24 protein-coding genes and 1 other annotated feature are annotated in these 25764 nt (G+C 41.2%); of the genes, 15 read left to right on the top strand and 9 right to left on the bottom strand.

What is annotated here, in order from left to right; all coding sequences use genetic code 11:
• Positions 1–50: 50 nt before the first annotated feature.
• Positions 51–749: a hypothetical protein gene (locus tag LCD34_RS04715; RefSeq protein WP_136944721.1), complete on the bottom strand. Its 699-nt coding sequence runs from the start codon at positions 747–749 to the stop codon at positions 51–53.
• Positions 750–833: 84 nt separating this feature from the next.
• Positions 834–1637, bottom strand: coding sequence for a PAS domain-containing protein (locus tag LCD34_RS04710; RefSeq protein WP_041093392.1), 804 nt, complete (start codon positions 1635–1637; stop codon positions 834–836).
• A 425-nt stretch (positions 1638–2062) separates the two neighbouring features.
• On the opposite strand from LCD34_RS04710, the gene LCD34_RS04705 reads away from it, so the two are divergent.
• From LCD34_RS04705 to LCD34_RS04680, 6 genes are all read left to right on the top strand, one after another.
• Positions 2063–2392 (top strand): DUF4257 domain-containing protein, encoded by a 330-nt coding sequence (locus LCD34_RS04705; protein WP_008343006.1) that lies wholly within the window; start codon positions 2063–2065, stop codon positions 2390–2392.
• Between the two features lie 102 nt (positions 2393–2494).
• Positions 2495–2716 (top strand) — a binding site (T-box leader).
• A 97-nt stretch (positions 2717–2813) separates the two neighbouring features.
• Entirely contained in the window at positions 2814–5228 is a 2415-nt protein-coding gene (leuS, locus tag LCD34_RS04700; RefSeq protein WP_058213933.1) for a leucine--tRNA ligase, read from the top strand.
• Between the two features lie 130 nt (positions 5229–5358).
• Positions 5359–6261, top strand: a complete 903-nt coding sequence (locus LCD34_RS04695) for a dienelactone hydrolase family protein (protein ID WP_007501875.1) — start codon at positions 5359–5361, stop codon at positions 6259–6261.
• Between the two features lie 52 nt (positions 6262–6313).
• The gene (locus LCD34_RS04690; RefSeq protein WP_224558590.1) at positions 6314–7066 is read left to right on the top strand and encodes an NAD-dependent epimerase/dehydratase family protein; all 753 of its coding nucleotides are present in this window, start codon (positions 6314–6316) and stop codon (positions 7064–7066) included.
• A 218-nt stretch (positions 7067–7284) separates the two neighbouring features.
• Positions 7285–8145, top strand: a complete 861-nt coding sequence (locus tag LCD34_RS04685; protein WP_224559348.1) for a carbohydrate ABC transporter permease — start codon at positions 7285–7287, stop codon at positions 8143–8145.
• 25 nt (positions 8146–8170) lie between these two features.
• Positions 8171–9670, top strand: coding sequence for an extracellular solute-binding protein (locus tag LCD34_RS04680; protein ID WP_007501870.1), 1500 nt, complete (start codon positions 8171–8173; stop codon positions 9668–9670).
• Between the two features lie 44 nt (positions 9671–9714).
• Here the strand turns inward: LCD34_RS04680 and LCD34_RS04675 are convergent, their stop codons facing one another.
• Together LCD34_RS04675 and LCD34_RS04670 are read right to left on the bottom strand one after the other, a co-directional pair.
• Complete coding sequence (locus tag LCD34_RS04675; protein WP_046527555.1) at positions 9715–10554, bottom strand: aldo/keto reductase; 840 nt, start codon at positions 10552–10554, stop codon at positions 9715–9717.
• A 13-nt stretch (positions 10555–10567) separates the two neighbouring features.
• A complete protein-coding gene (locus LCD34_RS04670; RefSeq protein ID WP_411910431.1) occupies positions 10568–11761 on the bottom strand; it encodes an MFS transporter in 1194 nt (397 codons plus the stop codon).
• Between the two features lie 148 nt (positions 11762–11909).
• On the opposite strand from LCD34_RS04670, the gene LCD34_RS04665 reads away from it, so the two are divergent.
• Positions 11910–12281 (top strand): winged helix-turn-helix transcriptional regulator, encoded by a 372-nt coding sequence (locus tag LCD34_RS04665; protein WP_008343017.1) that lies wholly within the window; start codon positions 11910–11912, stop codon positions 12279–12281.
• Between the two features lie 35 nt (positions 12282–12316).
• Here the strand turns inward: LCD34_RS04665 and LCD34_RS04660 are convergent, their stop codons facing one another.
• Complete coding sequence (locus LCD34_RS04660) at positions 12317–14617, bottom strand: helix-turn-helix domain-containing protein (RefSeq protein WP_019743703.1); 2301 nt, start codon at positions 14615–14617, stop codon at positions 12317–12319.
• A 231-nt stretch (positions 14618–14848) separates the two neighbouring features.
• Here LCD34_RS04660 and LCD34_RS04655 point away from each other — a divergent pair, with 231 nt between their 5' ends.
• From LCD34_RS04655 to LCD34_RS04625, 7 genes are all read left to right on the top strand, one after another.
• Positions 14849–15814 carry an ABC transporter permease gene (locus LCD34_RS04655; protein ID WP_008343019.1) on the top strand — a complete coding sequence of 322 codons (966 nt, stop codon included), beginning with the start codon at positions 14849–14851 and terminating at the stop codon, positions 15812–15814.
• 18 nt (positions 15815–15832) lie between these two features.
• Positions 15833–16945, top strand: coding sequence for a glycoside hydrolase family 88 protein (locus LCD34_RS04650; protein ID WP_076822457.1), 1113 nt, complete (start codon positions 15833–15835; stop codon positions 16943–16945).
• The gene (locus LCD34_RS04645; protein ID WP_025207829.1) at positions 16942–17466 is read left to right on the top strand and encodes a hypothetical protein; all 525 of its coding nucleotides are present in this window, start codon (positions 16942–16944) and stop codon (positions 17464–17466) included. The genes LCD34_RS04650 and LCD34_RS04645 overlap by 4 nt, the downstream gene beginning before the upstream one ends.
• Positions 17467–17484: 18 nt before the next feature.
• Entirely contained in the window at positions 17485–18774 is a 1290-nt protein-coding gene (locus LCD34_RS04640) for a Gfo/Idh/MocA family protein (RefSeq protein WP_144610527.1), read from the top strand.
• 24 nt (positions 18775–18798) lie between these two features.
• The gene (locus LCD34_RS04635) at positions 18799–19482 is read left to right on the top strand and encodes a YesL family protein (protein WP_144610529.1); all 684 of its coding nucleotides are present in this window, start codon (positions 18799–18801) and stop codon (positions 19480–19482) included.
• 54 nt (positions 19483–19536) lie between these two features.
• Positions 19537–19848, top strand: a complete 312-nt coding sequence (locus tag LCD34_RS04630; RefSeq protein ID WP_061419953.1) for a rhodanese-like domain-containing protein — start codon at positions 19537–19539, stop codon at positions 19846–19848.
• Positions 19849–19949: 101 nt separating this feature from the next.
• Entirely contained in the window at positions 19950–20132 is a 183-nt protein-coding gene (locus LCD34_RS04625) for a sporulation protein Cse60 (protein WP_003217582.1), read from the top strand.
• Between the two features lie 31 nt (positions 20133–20163).
• Here the strand turns inward: LCD34_RS04625 and LCD34_RS04620 are convergent, their stop codons facing one another.
• From LCD34_RS04620 to LCD34_RS04605, 4 genes are all read right to left on the bottom strand, one after another.
• Positions 20164–20688, bottom strand: a complete 525-nt coding sequence (locus LCD34_RS04620; RefSeq protein WP_224558588.1) for a CbrC family protein — start codon at positions 20686–20688, stop codon at positions 20164–20166.
• A 134-nt stretch (positions 20689–20822) separates the two neighbouring features.
• On the bottom strand, positions 20823–22355 hold the full coding sequence (locus tag LCD34_RS04615; RefSeq protein WP_224558587.1) for a BCCT family transporter: 1533 nt from the start codon (positions 22353–22355) through the stop codon (positions 20823–20825).
• Between the two features lie 140 nt (positions 22356–22495).
• Entirely contained in the window at positions 22496–22693 is a 198-nt protein-coding gene (locus tag LCD34_RS04610) for a hypothetical protein (RefSeq protein WP_019743705.1), read from the bottom strand.
• A complete protein-coding gene (locus LCD34_RS04605) occupies positions 22690–23961 on the bottom strand; it encodes an NAD(P)/FAD-dependent oxidoreductase (protein ID WP_224558586.1) in 1272 nt (423 codons plus the stop codon). Before LCD34_RS04605 ends, LCD34_RS04610 begins: the two co-directional genes overlap by 4 nt.
• A 175-nt stretch (positions 23962–24136) precedes the next feature.
• On the opposite strand from LCD34_RS04605, the gene LCD34_RS04600 reads away from it, so the two are divergent.
• A complete protein-coding gene (locus tag LCD34_RS04600) occupies positions 24137–25759 on the top strand; it encodes a polysaccharide biosynthesis protein (protein ID WP_224558585.1) in 1623 nt (540 codons plus the stop codon).
• The last annotated feature ends 5 nt before the right edge of the window (positions 25760–25764 follow it).

Here is a 25764-nt window from a genome sequence, read left to right as displayed (position 1 = left end):
CCTGTACCTATAGTGGGCTGACAGGAGGTTTTTTTATCGTCAAAAGATGTCTATTGTTTTGGTGCCCGGTACCCTGCACGCTCAGCTTCTTCTACGGAGCAGAACATTTTGGTCACGTTTTTTGTCCGTGAGTAGTATCTGCTGCTCGGTGTGTGATAGATGCCGTTGACACTTCCTTTAATATTACAGGCGGTAGATTCTTTTTTTGTTTCTTTTTGTGACTCATGACCGCTAGTATTGGCCCCATCATCTTTAGGAGCAGATCGCTGGGCCGATGACGTGGTGTCTTTGTTTACTTTCTGGTGTTCTTTTTTGAGTGTTTCGTTTGTAGAGGTTAGCTTGTCTATTTTCTCTTCAAGCTCATGGATGGTTTTTTCTTGCTGTTTGACTGTCTTCTTTTCGGAGGTGATGTTTTCTAATTTCTTGGATAGCTTTTCTTTTTCTTTGGTCACGTCTTCTAAAGAGGCTGTCAGCGTTTCTTTGTCTTCCTTTAGACGAGAAATGTCAGATGCTAATTGTTTTTGCTCTTTCAGCAGCTGTTCAGAAGATGGATCTGCTTGTGCCTTCGGAGCACCTGTGCCGGCAAACGGTAATGACATAATAGAAAAAACAAGACCAATGGTCAAAAAAGGATAGAAGAGTTTTTTTGAAAAGATTGGTTGATTTTGGTGTTTAAGTAATAAGAAATTGACGGCATATCCTATGGCGAAACAAATACATAAAAGACCTATGATGAGTAACATCATCATCTGGCAGCCCCCCTATATCGCTATTTATACCTATCATACCTCATTTTTCCATTTTGGGGAGCGGTTCAATTAAAAAAACCCTGTTTATACAGGGTTTTCAGCTAATGGCAATCCTTTGATTGCTTCTTTTACCGTTAAATAAGTGATCGTACTCTGGAAGTCTGTATCTAAGTCTTTCATTTTCATCGCAAGCTGTGGTTTGATCCCAGTGATGATGAGTTCAGTTCCAGTTAAGTTCAGCAGGTGATGCAGTTTGAAAATTCGCGCTGCAACGGAATCATCGACATCAATTAAACCAGAAAGATCGACAATTAAATAATCATCCTTTGAATCTTCTAATATACAAGTTAACTTCGCGACGATGGCATCAAAGCGTTCTTCTGATAATTTTCCGATGAGTGGAAGAGCGGAAACACCATTTTTGATTGGGACAATTGGCGTCGACAGAGAGGTGACTTCCTGTAAGGAATCTTCTAGGAGTTGTTCATATTCTTTCTGCTTTGTAATGTCCTTTTGAAAGCCAATAAAAAATGTTTTGTCATCTTGTTCAATGTATAGAGGATCTATATTGAGTTCATTCCAAAAAAAAGTACCGTCTTTTTTATAATTTTTGAGCTGTGTGGTAATAGGTGTTTTGTTTTGAATTCCGTGACGTATTAAGGCAAGTTGCTCTTGATTTGTGTCTTTTCCTTGGAGGAATCGACAATTACGTCCAAGAATCTCATCTGGTTTGTATCCAGTCATTTGTGTAAAGCCATGATTCACATAAACGATAGGGTTATCCTCTAAAGAAGGGTCTGTAATGACAACACCAATCCGCGCATGATCCAGCGCTTTTTTTATGAGTTCAAGCTGTTTTTGCAATCCGAAGATGTTCGAGCTGACCATATTACCCTCCTTTGCTGCTACTATTAGACATTTAAGATGGTTTTTTTGAAACCAAATGAATTCTTTTTAAACGTAACATAACATATGTTCTGTTTCAATGATTGCAATCGCTTTGTTAAATTTGTCATCATAGTTTGTCCTCCATTAGAATAGAGTAAGTAAGGAGACTTTTCATTAGAAAAAGAAGGGATCATTTGAGGATAATTCATAAAATGACAAAAATAGTTAATATGGATTAGGTGAAAATGATTCCAATGCATCAAGATTGTTTTTGGGTCATTCACATATAATGGAAGAAACAAGCTTTTTTTCTTCGTTAGAGAGAATAGACCTTTTACATGGATTATGACGGAACAGCAGAATGGCATTACAGGGGGCTGGACAGCCTGAAGTCGCTTTACTATTCTAAGGGCTTTAGGAAGGTGATGAAAATGCTGCAACAAGTCATTATTGCTTGCGCCATTGGAGGGGTCATGGGCATTCTCGGTCACGTAAAGAAAAAAGGCAGGCTAGAGAAGCCCAGAATGACAAAGAAGTTTATTTATCTAGGGTTTATTGAAGATTGGCTCGTTGGGATGATTGCTGCTACACTGCTTGTCTTATCCTCAAATCCCGAATCTAGTCTGCACTTGATCATCTTATCCATTATTTCAGGTTACGGAGGAGAAGCAGTTCTGCGAAGCTTCGATTTTGTGAGAGAAGAACGTTCACAGGATGCAGGCTCCAACCGTCATAACCGATCTCCACACGAATAATATCCTCACTTTACCCTAGTCTAGGGTACATTCCCATTGTATACAAACCTGCTTGCACTTATGATCATAATTCTATAAAATACTACTTAGATGACGGTTACGATAAGAACAGTGAAGAGGAGTAGTAGGAAAGCAGTATTTGTCTTTAGAGAATTGACGGCTGGTGAAAGTCAATCAAATCTGCTTCTGAACTCGCCTCAGAGTTGCAGTTGCGTTAAAGCTTCTGTCGCATGTCTGCGTTAAAGATATTAAGTGAGCGTATGAACAGTTCATGACGCTAACAAGGGTGGTACCGCGGGAACCAAAAAATCTCTCGTCCCTTTCCAGGGATGAGGGTTTTTTGTTGATTTTAGAAAAATCTGAATTCTTGCAGTGGTCATCTGAGCAGATAAAGCCGTACATATTAAAGGAGGTTTTCACATTGAGTTTTCAGCATCGGGAAATTGAAAAAAAGTGGCAGGATTATTGGCTGACACATAAAACATTCGCCACATCTGACTCGGAAGATAAGCCAAAGTTTTATGCGCTAGATATGTTTCCTTATCCATCAGGAGCAGGGCTTCATGTAGGGCATCCTGAAGGATACACAGCAACGGATATTTTATCACGTATGAAACGTATGCAGGGATACGATGTTCTTCATCCAATGGGATGGGACGCATTTGGTCTTCCAGCGGAACAATATGCGCTGGATACAGGAAATGATCCAGCTGAATTTACAGAAGAGAACATTAATAATTTCCGCCGCCAAATTCAATCATTGGGCTTCTCGTATGATTGGGATCGAGAAATTAACACGACAGATCCGAATTATTATAAATGGACCCAGTGGATTTTCTTGAAATTGTACGAAAAAGGATTGGCGTATATTGATGAAGTACCTGTAAACTGGTGCCCAGCACTCGGTACAGTCCTTGCAAATGAAGAAGTCATTGATGGGAAAAGTGAGCGCGGAGGGCATCCTGTTGAAAGACGTCCAATGAAGCAATGGATGCTAAAAATTACAGCATATGCGGACAGGCTGTTAGAAGATTTAGAAGACATTGATTGGCCTGAAAGCATCAAAGACATGCAGCGCAACTGGATTGGACGTTCTGAAGGTGCACATGTTCACTTCGAAGTAGAAGGACATGACGAACAGTTTACTGTGTTTACAACACGTCCTGATACACTATTTGGTGCAACATATGCCGTTCTTGCACCAGAGCATGCACTAGTTGAAAAAATTACAACAGCTGCTCAAAAAGAAGCAGTTGAAGCATATATCAAAGAAATTCAGTCTAAGAGTGACTTAGAGCGAACAGATCTTGCTAAAACGAAAACGGGCATTTTCACAGGTGCTTATGCCATCAATCCATTGAATGGGGAAAAGATGCCGATCTGGATTGCAGATTATGTGTTAGCCACATATGGCACTGGAGCGATCATGGCAGTTCCTGCTCATGATGAGCGTGATTATGAATTCGCCAAAACATTCGATCTTCCAATCAAAGAGGTTGTCGAAGGTGGAGACATTGACAAAGAAGCTTACACAGGTGATGGAAAGCACATCAACTCTGATTTCTTAAACGGCTTAGGGAAAGAAGAAGCAATTGAAAAAGCGATTGCATGGCTGGAAGAACATCAAAAAGGTGAAAAGAAAGTCACTTATCGTTTAAGAGACTGGCTGTTCAGCCGTCAGCGTTACTGGGGAGAGCCAATTCCAATTATTCATTGGGAGGACGGAACATCTTCAGCTGTTTCAGAAGAAGAGCTTCCACTGATTTTGCCTAAGACGACTGAGATTAAGCCAAGCGGAACAGGTGAATCACCTTTAGCGAATATTAAAGATTGGGTAGAGGTTGTCGATCCAGTGACAGGTAAAAAAGGACGCCGTGAAACCAATACGATGCCACAATGGGCAGGTAGCTGCTGGTACTTCTTACGTTATATTGATCCACATAACACAGAAGAACTTGCATCTCCTGAAAAGCTGAAGAAATGGCTTCCGGTTGATGTGTATATTGGTGGAGCAGAACATGCTGTGCTTCATCTGCTATATGCACGATTCTGGCATAAATTCTTGTATGATATTGGTGTTGTTCCAACAAAAGAACCGTTCATGAAATTGTTCAACCAAGGAATGATTCTTGGTGAAAATAATGAAAAAATGAGTAAATCAAAAGGGAATGTTGTCAACCCAGATGATATCGTAGAATCTCATGGTGCAGATACATTAAGACTGTACGAAATGTTCATGGGACCTTTAGATGCGTCGATTGCTTGGTCTGAAACAGGTCTTGATGGTGCTCGTCGTTTCCTAGATCGTGTATGGCGTCTGTTTACAAATGAAGATGGCTCCATCAGTGATAAAGTGACAGAGCAATCTGGCGGGCCATTAGAGCGAAGCTACCATGAAACCGTCATGAAGGTAACGGATCATTATGAAGGCTTACGTTTCAATACTGGGATTTCACAATTAATGGTGTTCATCAACGATGCATACAAGGCTGACACACTGCCGAAAGAATATGCAGAAGGATTTGTGAAACTTCTTTCTCCGATTGCACCGCATGTAGCGGAAGAGCTTTGGAATAAACTTGGTCATGAAGGGTCTATTTCTTATGAAGCATGGCCGCAATATGATGAGTCAAAACTTGTCGATGATGAAGTGGAAATTGTCGTACAGCTAAATGGAAAAGTGAAAGCAAAATTAACGGTTCCTGCTGATGCAACAAAAGAGCAGCTAGAAGAGCTTGCGAAAAATGATGCACGGATAAAAGAACAGCTTGAAGGGAAAACAATCCGTAAAGTGATTGCGGTTCCTGGAAAACTTGTCAATATTGTCGCAAACTAATGAACGCACCCATCGGTATCAGCCGATGGGTGTTGTTTATTTCCCGGGACATAATTTTGTCGAAAACAAGGTGATTCCTCCATCAATCTCGTATTTAACAAGTTGATCAAGAAAATGAGGAGTGACGTCAATGGAAAAGGAAAGCAAACGTGAACAACTGCTCAGTTTATTAGGGGAAATGCCGGAGCGCCATCGTGTAGAGGCGTATACGTTAAAGATTGAGGAACGTGAATCGTACTTAGTAGAAACACTCATTCTCTCTATTCATGGGGTGGAGGAAGTTCCGGCTTATTTTGTGAAGCCGAAAGATACAGTGAAAAAAAGGCCTGTTGTCTTGTTCCAGCATTCTCATGGTGGGAATTATGTGGATGGGAAAGAAGAGTTATTGAAGGGGGCTCATTATTTGCAAGCGCCTTCATACGCAAAAGAATTCACTTCAAAAGGCTATAGTGTGTTGGCGATTGATCATGCGGGATTTGGTGAAAGAAGGGGGAGAACAGAAAGTGAAATTTTCAAAGAAATGCTGTTAACAGGAAAAGTGATGTGGGGCATGATGCTGTATGAGAGCATGTGTGCAATTGATTATTTGCTGTCCCGCTCTGATGTGCTTCCAGAGCGTTTAGCTGTTTTTGGGATGTCAATGGGCGGCCTTCTTTCATGGTGGACGGCAGCACTTGATGAGAGGGTCAGTGTGTGTGTGGATCTTTGCGCACAGGTTGATCATCACACATTGATTGAAAAGAATCATTTAGATAGACACGGTTTTTACTATTATGTACCGAGCTTAGCTAAGCACTTTACAGCAGCTGACATCCAAGAAATGATTTTCCCAAGACCGCATTTAAGCTTAGTTGGAAAGCATGATCAGCTTACACCTGCTGAAGGTGTTGGACGAATTCAACAGACATTAAGTCAAGCCTATCAAGCTGCTTCCTTAAAGGAACGTTATCAGCTTATAGGTCTACATGCAGGTCATTTTGAAACGGCTGCTATGCGCCACGAGGCTACACGTTTTTTGAAAAAGTGGCTGTAATCAATAGACGGCATGGACATACTACTCCGATAGAAGATGAAGGAGGAAACAGATGAAAAAAATCACCATGATTGGCGGATGTGGTGTCATCGGACGTTTATTAACTAAAGAGCTCTCTTCGGAGTATGACCTGACCATCATTGATCAAACAAGATGTGTAGAAGAAGTCATTTTTGCAAATGCGGCAAATGATGATGAGTTGTTTCAAGCCATTCCAAGAGATACAGATGTGATCATTCATCTTTTAAACATAGACATGACGCATGATGTGATGAATGAAAAGGAGTTTGCAAAAATGAATGAGGTGTTTTGGATAAGCACGTATAATATGTTTCGTTCAGCGGCCAGGTTAAGCATTCCAAAAGTCATTTTTGCAAGCAGTAATCATGTGACAGATCGCTATGAAAAAGATGGTCACTCCTTACTAGGGCGAGAAATTACGACTGATGATGTACCAGCAACGAAAAATGTGTATGGCATTTTAAAATTTGCTTCCGAACAGCTTGGGCGTTTGTTTCACGATCAAACAGGTATGTCTGTCATCAATTTGAGAATTGGAACCGTCGTGACAGATGAGATGGAAGGATTGCACACTAAAAAAAGAACGAAACGAACGCTTCTTTCACATGAAGACCTTTTCGGCATGATCAAGGCTGCCATCGAAACGGACGTTCCATTCGGGACTTATTATGCCGCATCAGAAAACGAAGGAAAACCTTGGTCTACTGAAAAAACGAAGCAGGAGTTAGGCTACAGGCCAGATGTCAATACGGCAGAAATTCTGAAAGAAAACGATCAGGCATAGGGCATAATCATGACATTAGCTGATGATCTTTTTCTTTTCATCGATGAGGCTAAAAGCACGAATGGCATGATCATCTCTGTGGTCTGTCATGATGATTATAGACGCTTTCTTCCCCCGTTTGTTACATTTTAATCACGATATCGTCAAAGGCTGCAGCTTATGTTCAGACGAAATGATAACGCTTACAAAGAAAGGGCGTGATGAACATAGATCGTTCTATTAAAGGCCGATTGTTCAATGTATTTAATTACTCTTTTCTACTCATGTTCGCATTAATATGTGTGCTCCCGTTCATCCATGTCATTGCCGCCTCTTTTGCGACAGTAGAAGAGGTCATCTCAAAGAAGTTTATTTTGTTTCCAACGACGTTTTCTCTAGAGGCCTATCGCTATATCTTTTCTACAGATATTGTGTATCGCAGCCTGATTGTATCCATTCTTGTGACATTACTTGGAACAGCGGTCAGCATGTTTTTATCGTCACTCATGGCGTATGGGCTGTCTCGTCAGGAGCTAAAGGGCAGGAGAACCCTCATGTTTCTCGTTGTCTTCACGATGCTGTTTAGCGGAGGGATGATTCCGACGTTTATCGTCGTCAAAACACTTGGGCTGCTTGATACTTACTGGTCACTCATTCTGCCAGTGGCCATCAATGCATTCAATTTGATCATTTTGAAAAACTTCTTTCAAAACATTCCGGCAAGCCTTGAAGAATCAGCGAAGATGGACGGCTGTAACGATTTAGGGATCTTCTTTAAAATCGTGCTGCCACTTTCTTTGCCAGCTATTGCGACGATTTCACTTTTTTATGCCGTGACGTATTGGAATACGTACATGACAGCCATTTTATATTTAAACGATTCGGTGAAATGGCCAATTCAGGTCCTGTTAAGACAAATCGTCATTGTATCAAGCGGTATGCAGGGAGATATGTCAGATATGGGCTCATCCACACCGCCGCCAGACCAAACCATTAAAATGGCGGTCATCGTCGTGGCGACCATTCCCGTTCTGCTTGTCTATCCATTTATTCAAAAGCATTTCAACAAAGGGGCATTACTAGGTTCTGTAAAGGGTTAAAAAGATGGAATAACGGAGGGATCTTATGGGGAGAAAGAAATTATGGCTGATTGCCTTTGTTTTGTTATTTGCCGCAAGCGGTATTCTGTCAGCTTGTTCAAGTAAAGGGGCAAGCTCATCAGATGAAAAGGTTGATTTAGACAAAAAGGTGAAGCTGTCATGGATGGCGATTTTGTATCATCAGCAGCCGCCAAAAGATTCAGTGTTAGAAGAGATTGAGAAGCTTACAAATACAGAGCTTGATATTACGTGGGTGCCTGATGCGGTGAAAGAAGACCGTTTAAATTCAGCACTTGCCGCAGGGAACCTCCCGCAAATTGTGACGATTCAAGACATTAAGAATTCATCTGCTATCAATGCGTTCAGATCAGGCATGTTCTGGGAAATCGGTCCATACTTAAAGGATTATCCAAATTTAAGTAAGATGAACGAACTGATTAATAAAAATGCCTCTATCGATGGGAAGCTTTATGGCATTTATAGAGAGAGACCACTTTCAAGACAAGGGATTGTCATTCGAAAGGATTGGCTTGAAAATTTAAATTTGGATACACCAAAAACGCTGGATGACCTTTATGAAGTAGCCAAGGCATTTACTGAAAAAGATCCGAACAAAAATGGCAAGGACGATACAATTGGTTTTACAGACCGTAACGATTTGATTTACGGTGCATTTAAAACGCTTGGTTCTTATGAAGGCATGCCAACAGATTGGAAAGAGGAAAACGGCAAATTTACGCCAGACTTTATGACAGATGAGTATATGAATACAATGAAATATATGAAAAAGCTGCGTGACAATGGCTATATAAACAAAGACTTCCCAGTCACAAGCAAAACGCAGCAGCAAGAATTGTTCTCACAAGGAAAAGCGGGTATCTATGTAGGAAATATGGTAGATGCAGTGAACTTAAGAGATGATGCAACAGATAAAAACATGGAAGTGGATATTATCAACCGAATCAAAGGCCCAGATGGAAAAGAACGTGTATGGGCATCAGGCGGCCATAATGGCATCTTCGCCTTCCCAAAAACAAGCGTCAAATCAGAAGCAGAGTTAAAGAGAATTTTGGCTTTCTTTGACCGAATTGCAGAAGAAGACGTGTATGGTCTCATGACATACGGGATTGATGGAAAGCATTATAACAAACAAGATGGAAATACATTTGTGAGGGAAGAAAGCCAAGTGAAAAGCTGGCAGACAGATGTACAGCCGCTTGTCAGCCTCGTAGGGATTGATAAACGTTACTTGAAAAATAAAGGCGATGCAGTTCGTACAAAATATGAAGAGCTGGAAGAAGACAATAAAAACATCATTGTCGCTAACCCTGCTGAAAGCCTGTATTCAGAAACAGCATCAGAGCGAGGAAATGAATTGAAGAAAATCATCGATGATGCGACCTATAAGTTCATTCTTGGTGATATCAACGAAGAACAATTTAAGAAAGATGTAGAGAAGTGGAAATCAAATGGTGGAAATAAAATCATAGAAGAATATGAAGCTTCCTTTAAAAAATCAAAATGATGAACATGAAGACCCCCGCTTAGTAAAAAGCGGGGGTGTTTTCATTAAAAATCGAAGTTGTCTGGATCAGGACCAATTCGTTTATTTTCATTTAAGTCAGACAGGCGCTTCATATCCTCATCAGATAGGACAAAATCAAAAATATCGGCATTTTCTTTTAAACGATGGGCTTTCGTTGATTTAGGAATCGTAATGACGCCTTTTTGCACATCCCAGCGCAAAATAATTTGAGCAGGTGTTTTGCTGTATGTGCCTGCAAGCTCCATGATCAGCGGGTGGTGCAGCAGCTCTCCCTGCATAAGTGGTGACCAGGCTTCCATTTGGATGCCATGTGTTTTCAAATACGTAAACAGCCTTTCCTGCGTGAGTTTTGGATGAAACTCGACTTGATTAATTGCTGGAATGATGTCCGCATCTTTCAATAATTCGTCTAGATGATGCGGCTGAAAGTTACTCACACCGATGGCTCTGACTTTTCCTTCACGGTACAGCGTTTCAAGCGCGCGCCATGCTTCCTTGTATTTCCCTTCAACTGGCCAGTGAATTAAATACAGATCAAGGTAATCAAGCTGAAGTTTTTTCAGGCTGTCTTCGTATGCTTTTAGTGTCGCTTCATATCCTAAATCGGCATTCCACACTTTGGATGTCACAAAGATGTCTTCGCGGCGAAGGCCTGTTTCTGCTAGACCAAGTTGTATGCCTCGTCCAACACCTTCTTCATTGCCGTAAATAGAAGCTGTATCAATACTGCGATATCCTAATTGAATGGCTGTTTTAACAGCTTCAATTAATTCCGTTCCCTCTTCAACCTGAAAGACCCCAAGACCAAATCCTGGCATGCGGACCCCGTTGTTTAATGTTTTTGTACTTTGTAAATTGTTCATATGAAAGACTCCTTTACATGGTTTGTTTGTATTCTTTTTGTTCGATTTGATGACTCACCATTGTGAGTAAGGCAGCCATGAGCACCATGATGCCGCCAACCCAGCCAGTATGCACAAGCCCAAGGGTATCTGTCACGATGCCGCCTAAAAATGAACCAATGGCGATACCTGCATTAAAGGCAGCGATATTCAGAGCGGAAGCAACATCGACAGCTCCAGGTGTATACCTTTCTGCAAAATCAACGACGGCAACTTGAAGGCCGGGGACATTCATGAAAGCAAACAGTCCCATCAGCATCACAGTTCCAATCCCGAGTGCCATAAATCCAGCAGTAAAGCTAAGGATAAACAAGATGAGACTTTGAATGATAAACATATAAATCAGTGCTTTCATTGGCTGTTTATTCGCTGCTTTTCCGCCAATGACATTCCCAGCGGCGATGGTCATCCCGTATAACAGCAGGATCAAGGCAACTGTTCCAGGCGCAAGACCTGTCACATGCTGTAAGAGAGGGGATAAATAGGTGAAGACGACAAAGGTTCCTCCATACCCTGTAGCAGTAATGACAAATAAAAGCAACATTCTTTTCGACTTTAATAAGGCTGCTTGATCCTTAAACGTTGTTTTCACGCCCTGTTTCAATTGAGACGGAACAAGGAAATAGTTAGAAATCAGTGCGATTAGGCCAATCATGACAATCACACCAAATGACGTCCGCCAGCCGAGCTCATGACCAAGAAACGTACCGAATGGCACACCGGTCACAGTAGCGACTGTTAAACCAGTGAACATAAAGGCAATAGCGCTTGCCCGCTTATCTTTCACCACAAGGCTTGCGGCAATGGTCGAACCAATCGACATAAATACGCCATGTGATAGGGCTGAAATCACTCGTCCGATTAAGAGCACAGAAAAAGTCGGGGCAATCGTGGCAAGTGTATTTCCAATGAGAAAGACGAGCATAATGAGCAAAAGCAATGTCTTTTTTTTCATCGTTGACGTAAGTGAGGTTAGAATTGGTGCGCCAAAGGTAACACCGAGCGCATATAAAGAAACGGTCCAGCCGGCCTGACTGACACTCACGCCAAAGTCCTCTGAGATCATCGGCAGAAGACCTACAGAGATAAATTCAGTTGTACCTATAGCAAATGCACTAATCGCTAGTGCGAGAAGGGCAAAGTGATTTTGTTTGTTTTGCATCGTGATTCACATCCTTCTTTCATGACATTTTAATAGACGAAGCCGATCGGCAAGAGTTATTATCTAACATAGATGACAGAAAAAAAAGTACGTACTTTTTTGTAATATAGGTACTAAAAAGTGCCTGTACAGCATCAAAAGGAGTGAAGAGACGTTGGAAAAGAAGAAATATAATATCTCTGTGGAGGCAACGCTTGAGGTGATCGGCGGGAAATGGAAGTGTGTCATTTTATGTCATTTAACACATGGGAAAAAGCGGACGAGTGAACTGAAGCGTCTCATGCCAAATATCACGCAAAAAATGCTCACACAGCAGCTGCGAGAGCTTGAAAATGACGGTGTGATTAACCGCATTGTATATGAACAAGTGCCGCCTAAAGTGGAGTATGAATTAAGTGAATACGGACAGTCACTTGAGCGAATTTTGAATGCGTTATGTGATTGGGGTGCAGCCCATATTGAACGAGTGTATGGCGAGCCGCTTTCAGTGCTGGAAGACAGTATTCTAAATGAACAGTTTAAATAAAAAAGTCCCGCTTCTTGTGAGAGCGGGACTTTGCTTTATGTGCCTTTTTTCTGATCACGGTATTTCCCAGGTGTCGTGCCTTCCAGCTTTTTAAAGGAGCGGATGAAATTTTGCGGATTTTTGTATTTTAGCTTTTCCGAAATTTCTTTCACCGACATATCCGTCTCCACCAACCAGTTTTTGGCGACATGATGTCGGTAAGACGAGAGATATTCACTAAAGGAGATATCCATTTCCTTTCTAAAAATACTACTTAAATAATTTGGATTGTAGTGCAGGCGTGTAGCGATTTCGTCCAATGTCAAATCTGAGTCAAATTCTTGATGAATGATATGAATGATTTTCTCTGAGATATTTTTATATTGAGAGTCTTCACGTGCGCCGAGCTGATCAATGATGGGTCGAATGATCTCATGTTTCAGCCACGCTTCTGTATCTTCAAACGTTTTAAACTCAAAGATCGTATCATAGAGCATTTTATTATCTTCGACTTCAAACAATTCAATGCCTAGCAAATGCATCAGCTCGATGAGATTGTTTAAAAAACGAGCGAGAGCAATCTGGTACTCATGTGGTCCAGCATTTTTAGAAAAAATGGATTGCAGAAGCACATGTAAATAGTGATCTGCCTTGCCTTGATCGCCTGCTTTAATGGCATCAAATAAATCATGCTGCAGCTGTTTTGGGAAATGAGTTTTAAACGTCTTTCCTTGCTGAATGTGTTCGTATAAAAGAATAGATTTTTTCTCTGCTTTGAGCCTGTATTTTAAGGCTTCTTTTCCCTCAATATAAGCATGTTTGGCCATAGAGAGCTCTTTAAATGAGCGACTGATCCCAATGCTGATCGACAAGCCCAGCTCTTCCTCAATCCGCTGCTGAATTGTTTCGGCTAATTGATTTAAATATTCAGTAAATTCCTCTTCTGACTTCGATTGATTGAGAACAATCGTCGTTTGATGCTGATTGACAACGGTTGGCTGAAGATGCTCCTCTAGCGGAATAATTTGCTCAATCAGTCCATTTATCGCAAATAAAAGCAAGTCTGCATCCTTTTTTTCATACGGCGTTCCTTTTAGTGTATCGATTTGGGTCACAAGCATGGACAAATGGGACCAGTCACGAGGAAAGCCTAGACTTTGAAATCGGTTGTGAATCTCTTCTTCCGTCAGCTTGCCAAGCAGCAGCCGCACCATAAAGTATTGCTGTAAGTGTGTCACTTGCTGCTCAATCCGTTCCTCTAGATCATTGTTTTGATCTTTCATTTGTTTAATGCTCGATTCGATGAGCTCAAATTCATTTTGGAAAGGCTGTTTATGCAAAAACGACTCATTACGTGCAAAGGATTCGTATAATAAGCGAATCGGTTTATAAAAGTGTCTAGAGCCAAACCATGAAAATAATAATGAAAGCGCTAACAAAATAAAGCAAATAATAAAGGTGATCCACCCGATTGATTTCGTTTGCTGCTTTAGTTCTGGAATGGAGACAAAGGATAAGTATGTCCATTCGTTATAATCTGATTTTTGAAACGTAATTTGATAGTTTAGTTCATCGATTTTCATATCAAATTGTCCGGATCGTTCTTCAAGTGACAGGACATGTTTGACGAAATCTTGATTTTTTAACGAGTCACCAATTTGTTCTTTTCGATTATGTAGCAGCACTTTTCCGTTTGTATCAATGACAAACATACTATCAGATTGAGAGAAGTCAGGCATGTTGTCAGCAATCACGCAGCTTGGAATGCTGGCGACGGCGATCCCCTTTTTTTGGACACTATTCATCGGCAGCTGCTTGATTAAATTCACATTGTATTTGCAAAAGGATGTCTTTCCTTCTTTTGTTGAGACAAGTGGATTATTTTCTTCAAGTGCCCAGCTGGAATGACTCGGAATATTGAGGTAAGAGGTTAACGCTTTCTCTTGATCCCCGTTTGAGACATGATAAAGACCAGAATTGTTCATATACCAATCTTCCATTTTACTAACAAGTGTAATATTGGAGAGATCAGTGTCGAAGGTTTGCAGGTAATTCAGTTCTTGCTGGACTTGATTATAAAGTTGGAATTGGTCTGGATTTAAAGGTTCTGCCAGTGTTTGAAGGAGAGGCGGCGAACTGACATAGTGAGTGAGAGAATGATCTACTGTCTTTAGAATATGCTCAATATTGGATTGCGTTTGTTTGACGCTGTCCAGCTTTTCATTTGAAATATTTTCGAGTGCAGTTTTTTGCGAATGCTGATAAGAAAAAATACCGACAATAATAACAGGAATCGTACTAAGCACGAAAAAAAACGTCACCAGCTTGTAATAAAATTTATACTGCTTTCTTTTCATAAAACCCCCCATTTCAAACGAAACAATCTTTTCCCCTTAGTTTATTAATCCAAAAATCTGGTAGGTTTGTCAATAATCATTTTCTGAGATTAGGATCATTTTCTTATGTTTTATGTAACGTTTTGAGTAGCTTCCCCTGAGTAAATATGATCTGATGATATGATTGTAGACGGATTTTTCATCCTTAAGATACAGTTAACACATGCATCAGCATGAGGGGAGGCTTTATCTGTGAAAACACAGGATGTCACTGCCAAGGGTGTGCCTGCGGCAGCTTTGAAAAAAGAAAAGAGAAAGCGCTTACTTAACCAATTACTTAGTCAAAAATTTCTGTATTTAATGATTTTGCCAGGGCTCCTTTATTTTCTTGTCTTTAAATATGTCCCTATGTGGGGGCTGATCATTGCCTTTCAAGATTACCAGCCGTTTCTCGGAATTCTTGGCAGTGAGTGGGTTGGCTTCAAACACTTTATTCGCTTATTTACAGAACCAACATTTTTCATCTTATTAAAAAATACGCTCATTTTATTTGCCATGAATGTCGTGATTTTCTTTCCGATTCCGATCTTATTAGCCCTTCTTTTAAACGAGGTCAGATTGGCACTGTTTAAGAAATTTGTTCAGACAATGATTTATATTCCTCATTTCATGTCATGGGTGATTGTCGTGTCCTTATCTTTTGTTTTGTTAACGGTAGATGGCGGGTTGATCAATGAATTGATTGCTTTCTTTGGAGGAGAAAAGATTAACTTCCTTCTTAGTCAAGAATGGTTTAGACCCATGTACATTTTGCAGGTAATCTGGAGAGAAGCGGGTTGGTCAACCATTATTTATCTTGCTGCGATTACAGCAGTGGATCCGCAGCTATATGAAGCAGCAAAAATGGATGGAGCCGGCAGACTTAGACAAATGTGGCACATCACCCTTCCTGCGATTAAAAGTGTCATTGTTGTACTGCTCATTTTAAAAATTGGTGATACATTAGAGCTTGGATTTGAACATGTCTATTTATTACTCAATGCGACCAACAGGGAAGTCGCAGAGATTTTTGATACGTATGTGTATACAGCTGGTCTGAAGCAAGGACAATTCAGCTATAGTACCGCAGTTGGTTTATTTAAAGCAGCCGTTGGACTTATTTTGGTCATGATGGCGAACCGTTTAGCGAAGAAGTTTGGAGAAGAAGGGATTTATTAAAAGGGGAGATGAAGACCAATGACATTATCGATTGAAAAGGGATCACCGCTTGAGCATGCAGAGAAATTAGCACAAACAATAATGAAAGCGTATACACCGATTGAACTTCCGCCAGCTGGAAGGTGGCACTATCATCAAGGGGTTTTCCTTTGCGGAGTGATGAAGCTTTACGAAGCAACAGAAAACGAGGCGTACTTTGATTATGTGAAAAATTATGCTGACTCACTCATTGATGACCATGGGAATCTGTTATTCCGCAGAGACGAGCTTGATGCTATTCAAGCAGGGCTCATTTTATTCCCGCTGATTGAAAGAACGGGAGAGAAGCGGTATGTGAAGGCAGCAGAAAAGCTTCGGGGGCTTTATCGGACGCTGAATCGCACGTCTGAGGGCGGTTTCTGGCATAAAGACAATTATGCTTATCAAATGTGGCTAGATGGTCTTTATATGGGTGGACCTTTTGCTTTAAAGTATGCCCAGTTGACAGGAGAATTGGAGCTGGTGGACATGGTCATCCATCAAGAGCATCTCATGAGAAAGCATACCAAAGATGAAAAAACGGGCCTTTACTATCACGCATGGGATGAACGGAAAGTGATGCCATGGGCTGATCAACAGACGGGCTGTTCCCCAGAATTTTGGGCAAGATCCTTTGGCTGGTATGTCCTTGCGTTAGCCGATATGATCGAAGATTTACCAGAAGGACATGAAGGACGAAAAGTGTGGAAGGACACACTGACAGATATGCTGGAAAGTGTGGCAAAATATCAGGACGACGAAACGGGTCTATGGCATCAAATCATTGATAAAGGAAGTCATAGCGACAACTGGCTTGAAAGCTCAGGGTCATGTCTATTCATGTATGCGATGGCAAAAGCCATGAATGAAGGATATGTCAGTCTTCGATATGTTGATCACGTGGTCAAAGCGTATCAAGGGTTGATTGAATATAAAACGGAGGAAAAAGACAACGGCGATTTTACGGTGAACGATATTTGTATTGGAACATCTGCGGGATTTTATGACTATTACGTTGGCAGAGAGCGGAGCACGAATGATTTGCATGGAGCAGGCGCTTTTATTATGGCGTTAACTGAACTAGAAAAGCTGTCTGTGTTTCAAAAGGTATGAGGCGGCATCAAAGGGCTGCGGCATGGCTCCTCAGCTTCATCGCTGCCTTTTATTTGTCCGCCTGTCAGGGGAAAACAGAGGGGATTGATGTCCTTATTTTTTCTGACATGTCAAAAGCAATGAAAGACCAATTAGTGGAGAAAGCTTTTCAACCAAATCAGGAGACATACGATGTTCACATCTTCCCTGCAATTCCTGAAAAACTTCTTGTTGAAATAACTGCAAAAGAGGGGGACGTGATGTTTGTCCCGGAAGAAATGTTTAGAACATATGATGATCCTGAAAGCTTTCAGCTGCTTGAAGAGATGCGGGTAGATGGCGAAGGGGCAGGACCATATACGGTAGAAGATGCAAAGACGGGAAATACAGTCGATTATGCGGTCCAAATCAAGAAAGGAACAAAGCAGCTAAATGGCTATACCTTTCGATTACATCGAGATATGGTCGCCTTCATTCCTGTGTATGCGGAGAAATCTAAAGAGGCACTGTCTCTCATGAAGCAGCTTCGTGAAAACCAATAGAAAAAGGGGTGGGGGAATGTGAAAAGGGTCGCCGTTTGCGGGCTCAGTCACCGTGCTTTCAATATGTTTATCAAACCGCTCACCGAGGATTTCAATGAGCATTACAGGATTACAGGGCTCCTAGATGTAGATGAGAAGCGGTATACACTTTGTCAGGAGCGTTTTCCATCACTAAGGGGCGTCTCATTTTTTCATGAGGATGCATTTGGTCAGATGGTGAAGGAAGCAAGACCAGATATCGTCATTGTGGCGGGGCGAGATGATACACATGTCACATATATCCTGCAGGCACTGGATCATGATCTGGATGTCATAACGGAAAAGCCGATGGTCACAACAGCAAAAGATGCCAAACAGGTGATGGAAAAAGAGGCAGAAAGCAAAGGGAAGGTCACCGTCACCTTTAATTATCGCTACAATCCATTCCACCGAAAGATAAAAGAGCTCATTTTAGATGGAAAGATTGGAAGGGTCACGTCTGTTGAGTTAAGCTGGCTCATTGATACGTATCATGGAGCGAGTTATTTCAAAAGGTGGAACCGCTCGCGTCAATATTCTGGCGGACTGTCTATTCATAAATCGACCCATCATTTTGACTTGGTCAACTGGTGGATTGATCAAAAGCCGAAGCAAGTATTTGCCTATGGCGCACTGAATTATTATGGGAATGAAAGTCCTTGGAATCCTTTGCAGGGTGAAGGGAATCGATATTGCGGAACCTGTCATGTAAGAGATACCTGTCATTATGAAGCAAGGTGGAATCCGCGGGTAGAGCGTTCAAAGGTGGAGGATGACCATATTGAATCAGGTAAGCAGCAGTCAAAGCAATACTCGAATTATCGCCCGGATGCCTGTATTTTTGATCAAGAAATTGATATTGAGGATACATACGTGGCGTCAGTGGCTTATGATCAGGGAGCTTTGTTAAGTTACTCGATTCAATTTTCAGCGCCATATGAAGGCTACCGGCTTGCGATTAACGGGACGAAGGGACGGATTGAAACAAATGAGTTTCATGTGCCGTCGAGAATCCCTTTTCAATTCCCTGAACAGACAATTGCATACTACCCGATGTTTGGTGGAAAAGAAACGATTGAAGTTGTGAAGCAATCAGGTGGTCATGGAGGCGGAGATCCGCTATTATTAGCAGATTTATTTTTAGGAAAAGATCCGCTCATTCCTTATGACATTTCAGCAGGAGCAGAGGCGGGTGCTTATTCCATTGCACTTGGCGAAGGCATGTGGCGCTCAGTTGCAGAAAAACGCCCGATTGAAATAGAAGAATTGTTTCAAAAAGAGACGGTGTAACGAGAAAGAGAGGAGGGACGAGAGATGGATCATGATGGATCAATGAGCAGAATGCTGCGCATGTGTGAGTGGGTGATGAGACTCGCCTATACGAATTTGTTATGGCTTTTGTTCACTTTACTTGGGCTTGGAATCTTTAGCTTTATGCCTGCAACAACAGCGTTATTTTCTGTGATGAGAAAGTGGATACAAGGGCATGAGCAAGTCAGCGTCTTTCAAACCTTTTGGAAAGTATACCGCGAAGAATTTGTACGCTCTAATGTCATTGGAGTGGTGCTGGTCATCATCGGGACGATTATTTATGTAGACCTTGCTTATATTTATCCAACGAGCTGGTTTTTACACGTGCTTCGCTTTGCGATCTATATCTTTGGTTTTCTGTTTATTGTCAGCTTGTTTTATATCTTTCCGCTGCTGGCTCATTATGATTGGAAAAAGCGTCTTTATTTGAAATTTTCCCTTCTGCTTGGCATCTCGTATTTGCAATATACGCTCTCTATGCTCGTTTTCTCGGCTGTTCTCTTTATCCTATTTGCTTATTTGCCAGGGATCGTGCCGTTTTTTAGCATCAGCATTCTCGCATATGGCCACATGTGGCTAGCCTATCAAGTGTTTAAAAAGATAGAGTTTGAAAGCGAGCAGCCGGCAGTTGATGTGAAGAAACGATTCCCGTCTTTCCTTCAATCCAAGCGGGTGAATACGCAGTGATGTGTATGATTTGCTATAATGGTGTCACCGTGAATAAAAGGAGAGATGAGAGTCGTGTCAGTAAAAGAAATTTCAATAGAAGAATTAAAGCAAAAGCTAGAGCAAGAAAAAGCCATTCAACTCGTCGATGTGCGTGAGGATGAAGAGGTAGCAGAAGGCATGATTCCAGAGGCAGTCCATATTCGAATGGGCGATATTCCTGAGAAGCTAGATGCGTTTGATAAGACACAAGAGTATTATATTATTTGCCGTTCTGGTAAACGCAGTGAGAATGTCTGCTATTTCTTAGAAGACCAAGGCTATCAAGCAACCAATGTCGTTGGCGGCATGCTTGCATGGACAGGAGAAACAAAACCGAAGCTGTAAAAAGGAGTCCTTTCATCGACAAGATGGAAGGCTTTTTTTGTTCATATGTCCGTCTCTATTTGCATAAAAATAGAGTAGCAAGAGAAGGGAGAGTGGCATATGTGCTGAAGGTAGCTGTATTTGATGAAGAACACGAGAAAGATTTGCAAAGCGAAATCAATCTTTTTTTAAAAGGAATGGACGACGACCAAATTATTGACATCAAATACAATGTGGCGGTGATCTGTGAGCAAGGAGGAGAGCAACTCTACTGTTTTTCAGCGCTCATTTTATATAAAAAATAAAAGGACCTGCTGAAAGGTCCTTTTGCCATGATCAACTAGCGTCAATATGTAAACGATGCTTTTTGCAGTGAACGCATTGAAAGAGGTAGCCTTGCAAGTCTCCTCCGTTCACGAGCCATTGTTTCAAGTTCTCTTTTGTGAAATGTCCACCACTGCAAATCTCTTCAATATCCTCTGAGAGTTCTTCCTCTAAATGCTCAATTTCTTTCCAACCAACATACTGCACAATCGCGCAAAAATCCCCGCAATGGCTTAACCAATATTCCTGCTGCCATCCGCGGTAACCCGGCGTTCTGTAGATCAGTTCATCTATATATTCTTCATGATCGACGTCATCACAACTCACATCGTCTTGAAACATTCCATTATATGTTTGAGCAGCTGATCCATCTTTAATGCACCAAGGACAAATGCCAGAAACGTCTTCAACAGAATAAAAGGGACCATGATATACATAATCTCGTTCTCTCTCACAAACGGGGCATATCGTCTGCTCTTTTTTAATTACATGTAATGAAACTGGGTCTGGGTTGTACTTGAACGTAGGTAACGTCATATAAACCTCCATTATGTAGAAAAGTGATGATTCAACACTATTTTATCGGAATACGCGATGTCATGACAATCTTCAATTATTTCAACGAGAAAAAAAAGCCGTTCGGATGAGGAACGACTTTTCTCTTGTGATGATTATGCTTTTTTTACTCTTGGACTTCTTGGTTTGTTATACTTATTTGCTTGTTTAATTGCTCTTCGTTCTTCATTTAATGATTTGTACAGGGATACAATCATTAAAATGATGACAACAGAGAACGGTAAAGCAGCAAGTTTGGCTGTGTTTTGTAAGGCCTGAAGACCGCCTGAAAATAAGAGCACTGCCGCTACTGCTGACTGGATAATACCCCAGCTGATTTTTACACTATTCGCTGGATTTAATGATCCATAGGTTGTCTGCATTCCGAGAACGAATGTAGCTGAGTCTGCTGATGTGATAAAGAATACCGCAATTAAAATCAGTGCCAGAATGGATGTAATCATGGCGAGTGGGTATTCATTTAAAACACCAAACAGCATCGTTTCAGTAGACATGTTTGCAACATCGACGATATTGTTCTGTTGTAAGTCCATTGCAGATACACCAAAGATCGAGAACCAAAGGAACACGAGGATGGAAGGAGCCACTAAGACACCAATTAAAAATTCTCGAATGGTTCTCCCGCGTGAAACCCTTGCAATAAAAATACCGACAAATGGCGACCAAGAGATCCACCATGCCCAATAGAAGATGGTCCATCCATTAATCCATTCTCTCTTTTCAGGATCATTTGGTGATAATCTAAAGCTCATTTGTACAATATTTGATAAGTATTGTCCGATTGAATCAGTAAATGAATTTAAAATATACACAGTTGGTCCAACAATGAGTAAAAAGATCATGAGTAATGCAGCAAGAATCATGTTTGTGTTACTTAAATATTTAATCCCTTTACCAATACCGCTCCAAGCAGAGAGGAGGAACAGGACCGTGACGATTGCAATAATAATGAGCTGAGTTAGGAAGTTATTTGGAATTCCAAATAAATAGTTTAATCCGCCATTAATTTGTGCGGCACCTAGTCCTAAACTAGTAGCTACACCGACCACCGTTGCAAATACTGCGATGCAATCAATGGTTTTTCCAATCCATCCATGAATTCTGTTTCCGAATACTGGGTATAAGGTGGAACTGATTAATCCAGGTGCATCTTTTCTAAATTTAAAGTATGCAATGCAAAGGGCGACAATTGCATAAATGGCCCATGCATGAAGTCCCCAGTGGAAAAAGGTATAACGAAGGGAATCACGGAAGGCTTGTGCATTTTCCGTCTCGCCTGTTGGGGATTGAATGGCAAAGTGGCTGATCGGTTCAGCGGCTCCGTAAAAAACAAGCCCAATGCCCATTCCAGCACTAAACAGCATGGCGAACCAAGAAAAAAGACCAAATTCAGGCTCTTCACCTGGCTTTCCTAACGTAATTTTTCCGATAGGGCTAAAGATAAAGAATAGACAAAAGCCGACTAGCAGCGATACGACTAATAAATAATACCAGCCAAAGTCATTTGTAATGTATGTTTGAATATGATCTGTCACATTTTGTAGCGTATCTGGAGAAAGGGCTCCCCATAGAACGGCAATAAATGTGATAGCAATCACAATCCAAAATACACTTGATACGTTTTTCACACCATCTCACTCTCCTGTTGTTCTACACGTTTAAGCAGAGGATTTAATTTAATATCCCCTGTCTCAACTATTTTCAAACAAAAAGAGGCGAGTTTCTCACTCGACCTCTATTTTACCGTAACATGTTTTCCTTCCATTTATCAACCATCGATATGTGAAGATGACTTTTCTTCAATTCGTTTGCGCAGACGGTAGACATATTCTTTTAAACAAACAGCGAAAATCGTAAACGCTAAAACAATGGCGACTTTTAACGGGGTAATGGACAGCTTCATAAAGAAAGCGGCTGTCAAACTAATGACAACTGCAAGGACAATCGGAAGTGCGCGTCTAATCATTGAAATCTCTCCTTTACTTCTAGTGCGGCATTCATGCCAGCTAACCTGCCTGTCACAAGTGCTGACGTAATATTGTAACCGCCTGTGTAACCGTGAATATCTAAAATTTCTCCGCAGAAATAAAGACCGGCCATTTTTTTGGATGCCATTTTCTTCGGTTCAATTTCTTTAACAGAAACGCCGCCTCCTGTAACAAAGGCTTTATCTAAAGAAAGCGTCCCATTTGCATGGACGATGAAATGTTTACAATCATGAGCAAAAGCGCGCAGTTTATCTTTAGCGAGACCAGAAAATGTCTCCTGCGAATCAATGCCATTTCGTTCTAAAAGGAACAATAAATAGCGCTCTTGCATCCAAGATTTCAGGACATTTTTAATGGCTTTTTTTGGTTCATCTTTTAAATCACGATGAAGCTTTTGGAATAGCTCCTCGTCATTGAGCTTTGGGTATAAGTCAATTTGAAGACGGACGGTCTGTTGCTTTTTCAGTTCCTTCACAACAAATCCGCTGCATCTCAGAACGGCAGGACCTGATAAGCCAAAGTGTGTAAAGATCATATCCATGACATGAGTGACGACGGGTTTTCCTTTTTTATTTAAAACACTCACGGCCACACTTCTTAATGAAAGACCTTGAAGCACTTTGTCCTTAATAAAACGCTCGTCTGACGTGACGGGTACTTCTGTTGGGAAGAGCTCTGTAATGGTATGACCAGCGGCTTCTGCCCATGCATAGCCATCGCCAGTAGAGCCTGTATGCGGCACACTTTTCCCGCCAACAGCAATGACAACGGCCTGACTTGAAATTTTTTCATCATTATTTGTAACAATTCCAGCTGCTTGTCCGTCTTGATACAGAACGGTTTTAATCTTTTCATTCGTTCGAATGGTCACATTGAGCGCGCGGAGCCTATCCAATAGGGCATCCACAACAGATTGTGCTTTGTTTGAGACAGGGAACATACGTCCATGGTCTTCTTCTTTTAGTTCAATACCTAGTTTTTCAAAGAACGAAATAATATCCTCGTTATTGAACTCAGAAAATGCACTATATAGAAAACGGCCGTTTCCGGGAATATGCTTGATGATTTCTTCTACTGGAAGGCGATTGGTCACATTGCAGCGTCCACCGCCAGAAATGGCGAGCTTTCTGCCAAGTTTGTTTCCTTTGTCAATTAACAGAACCGATGCACCGTGTTCTGCCGATGCAATCGCGGCCATCAGTCCAGAAGGTCCACCGCCAATGACAATGACATCATAATGTTTCATGTTACATTCCTCTTTCTACTTTCAGTCATTTCTCTATTATAACGAAGATTGGGGAAGGCTGAAATATGAATTGATTGGTTTTGTGACTTCTGTATTGGATTTGTTACCTGTGCGATGAAATGATGTGTTAAAATAGTTAAGTTGAATATTCATTAGAAAAATGGTGGTTAAGCGCATGTCTAATAAACTGCTTCGTGGTACGTTGGTTTTAACGATAGGGACTTATCTCTCTCGTATTCTTGGTATGATTTACTTAATTCCATTTAGCGCAATGGTCGGAGCGACTGGTGGTGCGCTATTCCAATATGGATACAATCAGTATACGATCTTTTTAAGTATTGCTACGCTCGGTTTTCCAACAGCGGTATCGAAATTCGTCTCTAAATATAATGCAATCGGCGATTATGAGACAACAAGAAAAATGTTCAGGGCGGGTATGTCGGTCATGCTTGTCACCGGTATTATCGCCTTTTCTATTTTATATTTGACCGCACCGATTTTCGCCAAGATTCAGCTTGGAGGATCGAATGAAACGGGCGGTTTGACGGTCGATCAAGTGGTTTATGTGATTCGGATGGTCAGTTTGGGTCTATTGGTTGTACCCATTATGAGTCTTGTGCGAGGGTTTTTCCAAGGGCACTCGATGATGGGCCCGACAGCTGTTTCCCAAGTCATCGAACAACTTGTCAGAATCATCTTCCTATTAACAGCGACGTTTATCATTTTAAAAGTGCTTGACGGTGGTCTTGTTATTGCGGTTGGTTATGCCACATTTGCCGCACTCATTGGTGCGTTTGGCGGTCTATTTACGCTTTATTTATATTGGCTGAAGCGGAAAGATCGGCTTTTGGCAATGCAGCCGAATACAGGGGACTATTCTGGATTATCTTATAAACAAATGTTTACAGAGCTGTTCAGTTATGCAGCACCCTATGTGTTTGTTGGGCTTGCCATTCCGATTTATTCTTATATTGATACAAATACAATTAACAGAGCGATGATTGCATCAGGACATCAGGATATTAGTACAGCGGTTCTGTCTATTGTGACGTTATATTTACCGAAGCTTGTCATGATTCCTGTGTCACTTGCAACTGCGTTTGGTTTAACATTGATTCCAACCATAACGGAATCCTTTACAGCGCGAAATTACAAGCTGCTGAATCGGCAAATTGATCAAACGATGCAGGTCATTTTATTCTTCGTGTTGCCTGCTTCATTTGGCATTTCAGCATTGGCTGGACCAGTTTATTGGTTTTTCTATCCGTCTGTGCATCCTGAGATTGGGACTTCTATTTTGTTTTGGTATGCACCTGTTGCGTTACTGTTTTCTTTATTCACCATTAACGCAGCGATTTTACAAGGGATTAACAAACAAAAATTTGCGATCGTCAGTCTTTTGTTAGGGATCATCATTAAAACGGTTCTCAATATCCCGCTGATTAGCTGGCTGCAAGGAAACGGTTCTGTGCTTGCAACGGCATTAGGCTACAGTGCCTCGATTTTGTATATGTTCATCATGATCAAGCGCCATGCAGGCTATTCGTTCCGCAGGATTTTCAAACGGTTTATTTTAATTGGTATTTTAACAGCAATCATGGCTGTAGTGGCTTATGTGACATGTCAGCTTGTGAGTCAAGTCATTTCATATGAAGGAGGAATCGTACAAGCAGGTATTGTTATTTTGATTTCAATGATTACTGGCGGCGGTGTGTATATATTCTTATCTTATAAAGTTGGATTGTTAGAGCGTGTACTTGGCAGCCGGATGCCGTCATTTTTAAGAAAAAAGAGTTAAGAAGA

It is taken from the genome of Bacillus sp. RAR_M1_44 (genome assembly GCF_020165935.1).
Taxonomy (GTDB): domain Bacteria; phylum Bacillota; class Bacilli; order Bacillales; family Bacillaceae; genus Bacillus; species Bacillus altitudinis.
This window is presented reverse-complemented; position numbering and strand designations above follow the sequence as displayed.

Bases quoted from the DNA above. Each gene is read 5' to 3' on its own strand.
- LCD34_RS04715 (WP_136944721.1), bottom strand. From the start codon at position 749: ATGATGATGTTACTCATCATAGGTCTTTTATGTATTTGTTTCGCCATA.
- LCD34_RS04710 (WP_041093392.1), bottom strand. From the start codon at position 1,637: ATGGTCAGCTCGAACATCTTCGGATTGCAAAAACAGCTTGAACTCATA.
- LCD34_RS04705 (WP_008343006.1), top strand. From the start codon at position 2,063: ATGAAAATGCTGCAACAAGTCATTATTGCTTGCGCCATTGGAGGGGTC.
- LCD34_RS04695 (WP_007501875.1), top strand. From the start codon at position 5,359: ATGGAAAAGGAAAGCAAACGTGAACAACTGCTCAGTTTATTAGGGGAA.
- LCD34_RS04690 (WP_224558590.1), top strand. From the start codon at position 6,314: ATGAAAAAAATCACCATGATTGGCGGATGTGGTGTCATCGGACGTTTA.
- LCD34_RS04680 (WP_007501870.1), top strand. From the start codon at position 8,171: ATGGGGAGAAAGAAATTATGGCTGATTGCCTTTGTTTTGTTATTTGCC.
- LCD34_RS04675 (WP_046527555.1), bottom strand. From the start codon at position 10,554: ATGAACAATTTACAAAGTACAAAAACATTAAACAACGGGGTCCGCATG.
- LCD34_RS04660 (WP_019743703.1), bottom strand. From the start codon at position 14,617: ATGAAAAGAAAGCAGTATAAATTTTATTACAAGCTGGTGACGTTTTTT.
- LCD34_RS04650 (WP_076822457.1), top strand. From the start codon at position 15,833: ATGACATTATCGATTGAAAAGGGATCACCGCTTGAGCATGCAGAGAAA.
- LCD34_RS04645 (WP_025207829.1), top strand. From the start codon at position 16,942: ATGAGGCGGCATCAAAGGGCTGCGGCATGGCTCCTCAGCTTCATCGCT.
- LCD34_RS04635 (WP_144610529.1), top strand. From the start codon at position 18,799: ATGGATCATGATGGATCAATGAGCAGAATGCTGCGCATGTGTGAGTGG.
- LCD34_RS04620 (WP_224558588.1), bottom strand. From the start codon at position 20,688: ATGACGTTACCTACGTTCAAGTACAACCCAGACCCAGTTTCATTACAT.
- LCD34_RS04610 (WP_019743705.1), bottom strand. From the start codon at position 22,693: ATGATTAGACGCGCACTTCCGATTGTCCTTGCAGTTGTCATTAGTTTG.
- LCD34_RS04605 (WP_224558586.1), bottom strand. From the start codon at position 23,961: ATGAAACATTATGATGTCATTGTCATTGGCGGTGGACCTTCTGGACTG.
- LCD34_RS04600 (WP_224558585.1), top strand. From the start codon at position 24,137: ATGTCTAATAAACTGCTTCGTGGTACGTTGGTTTTAACGATAGGGACT.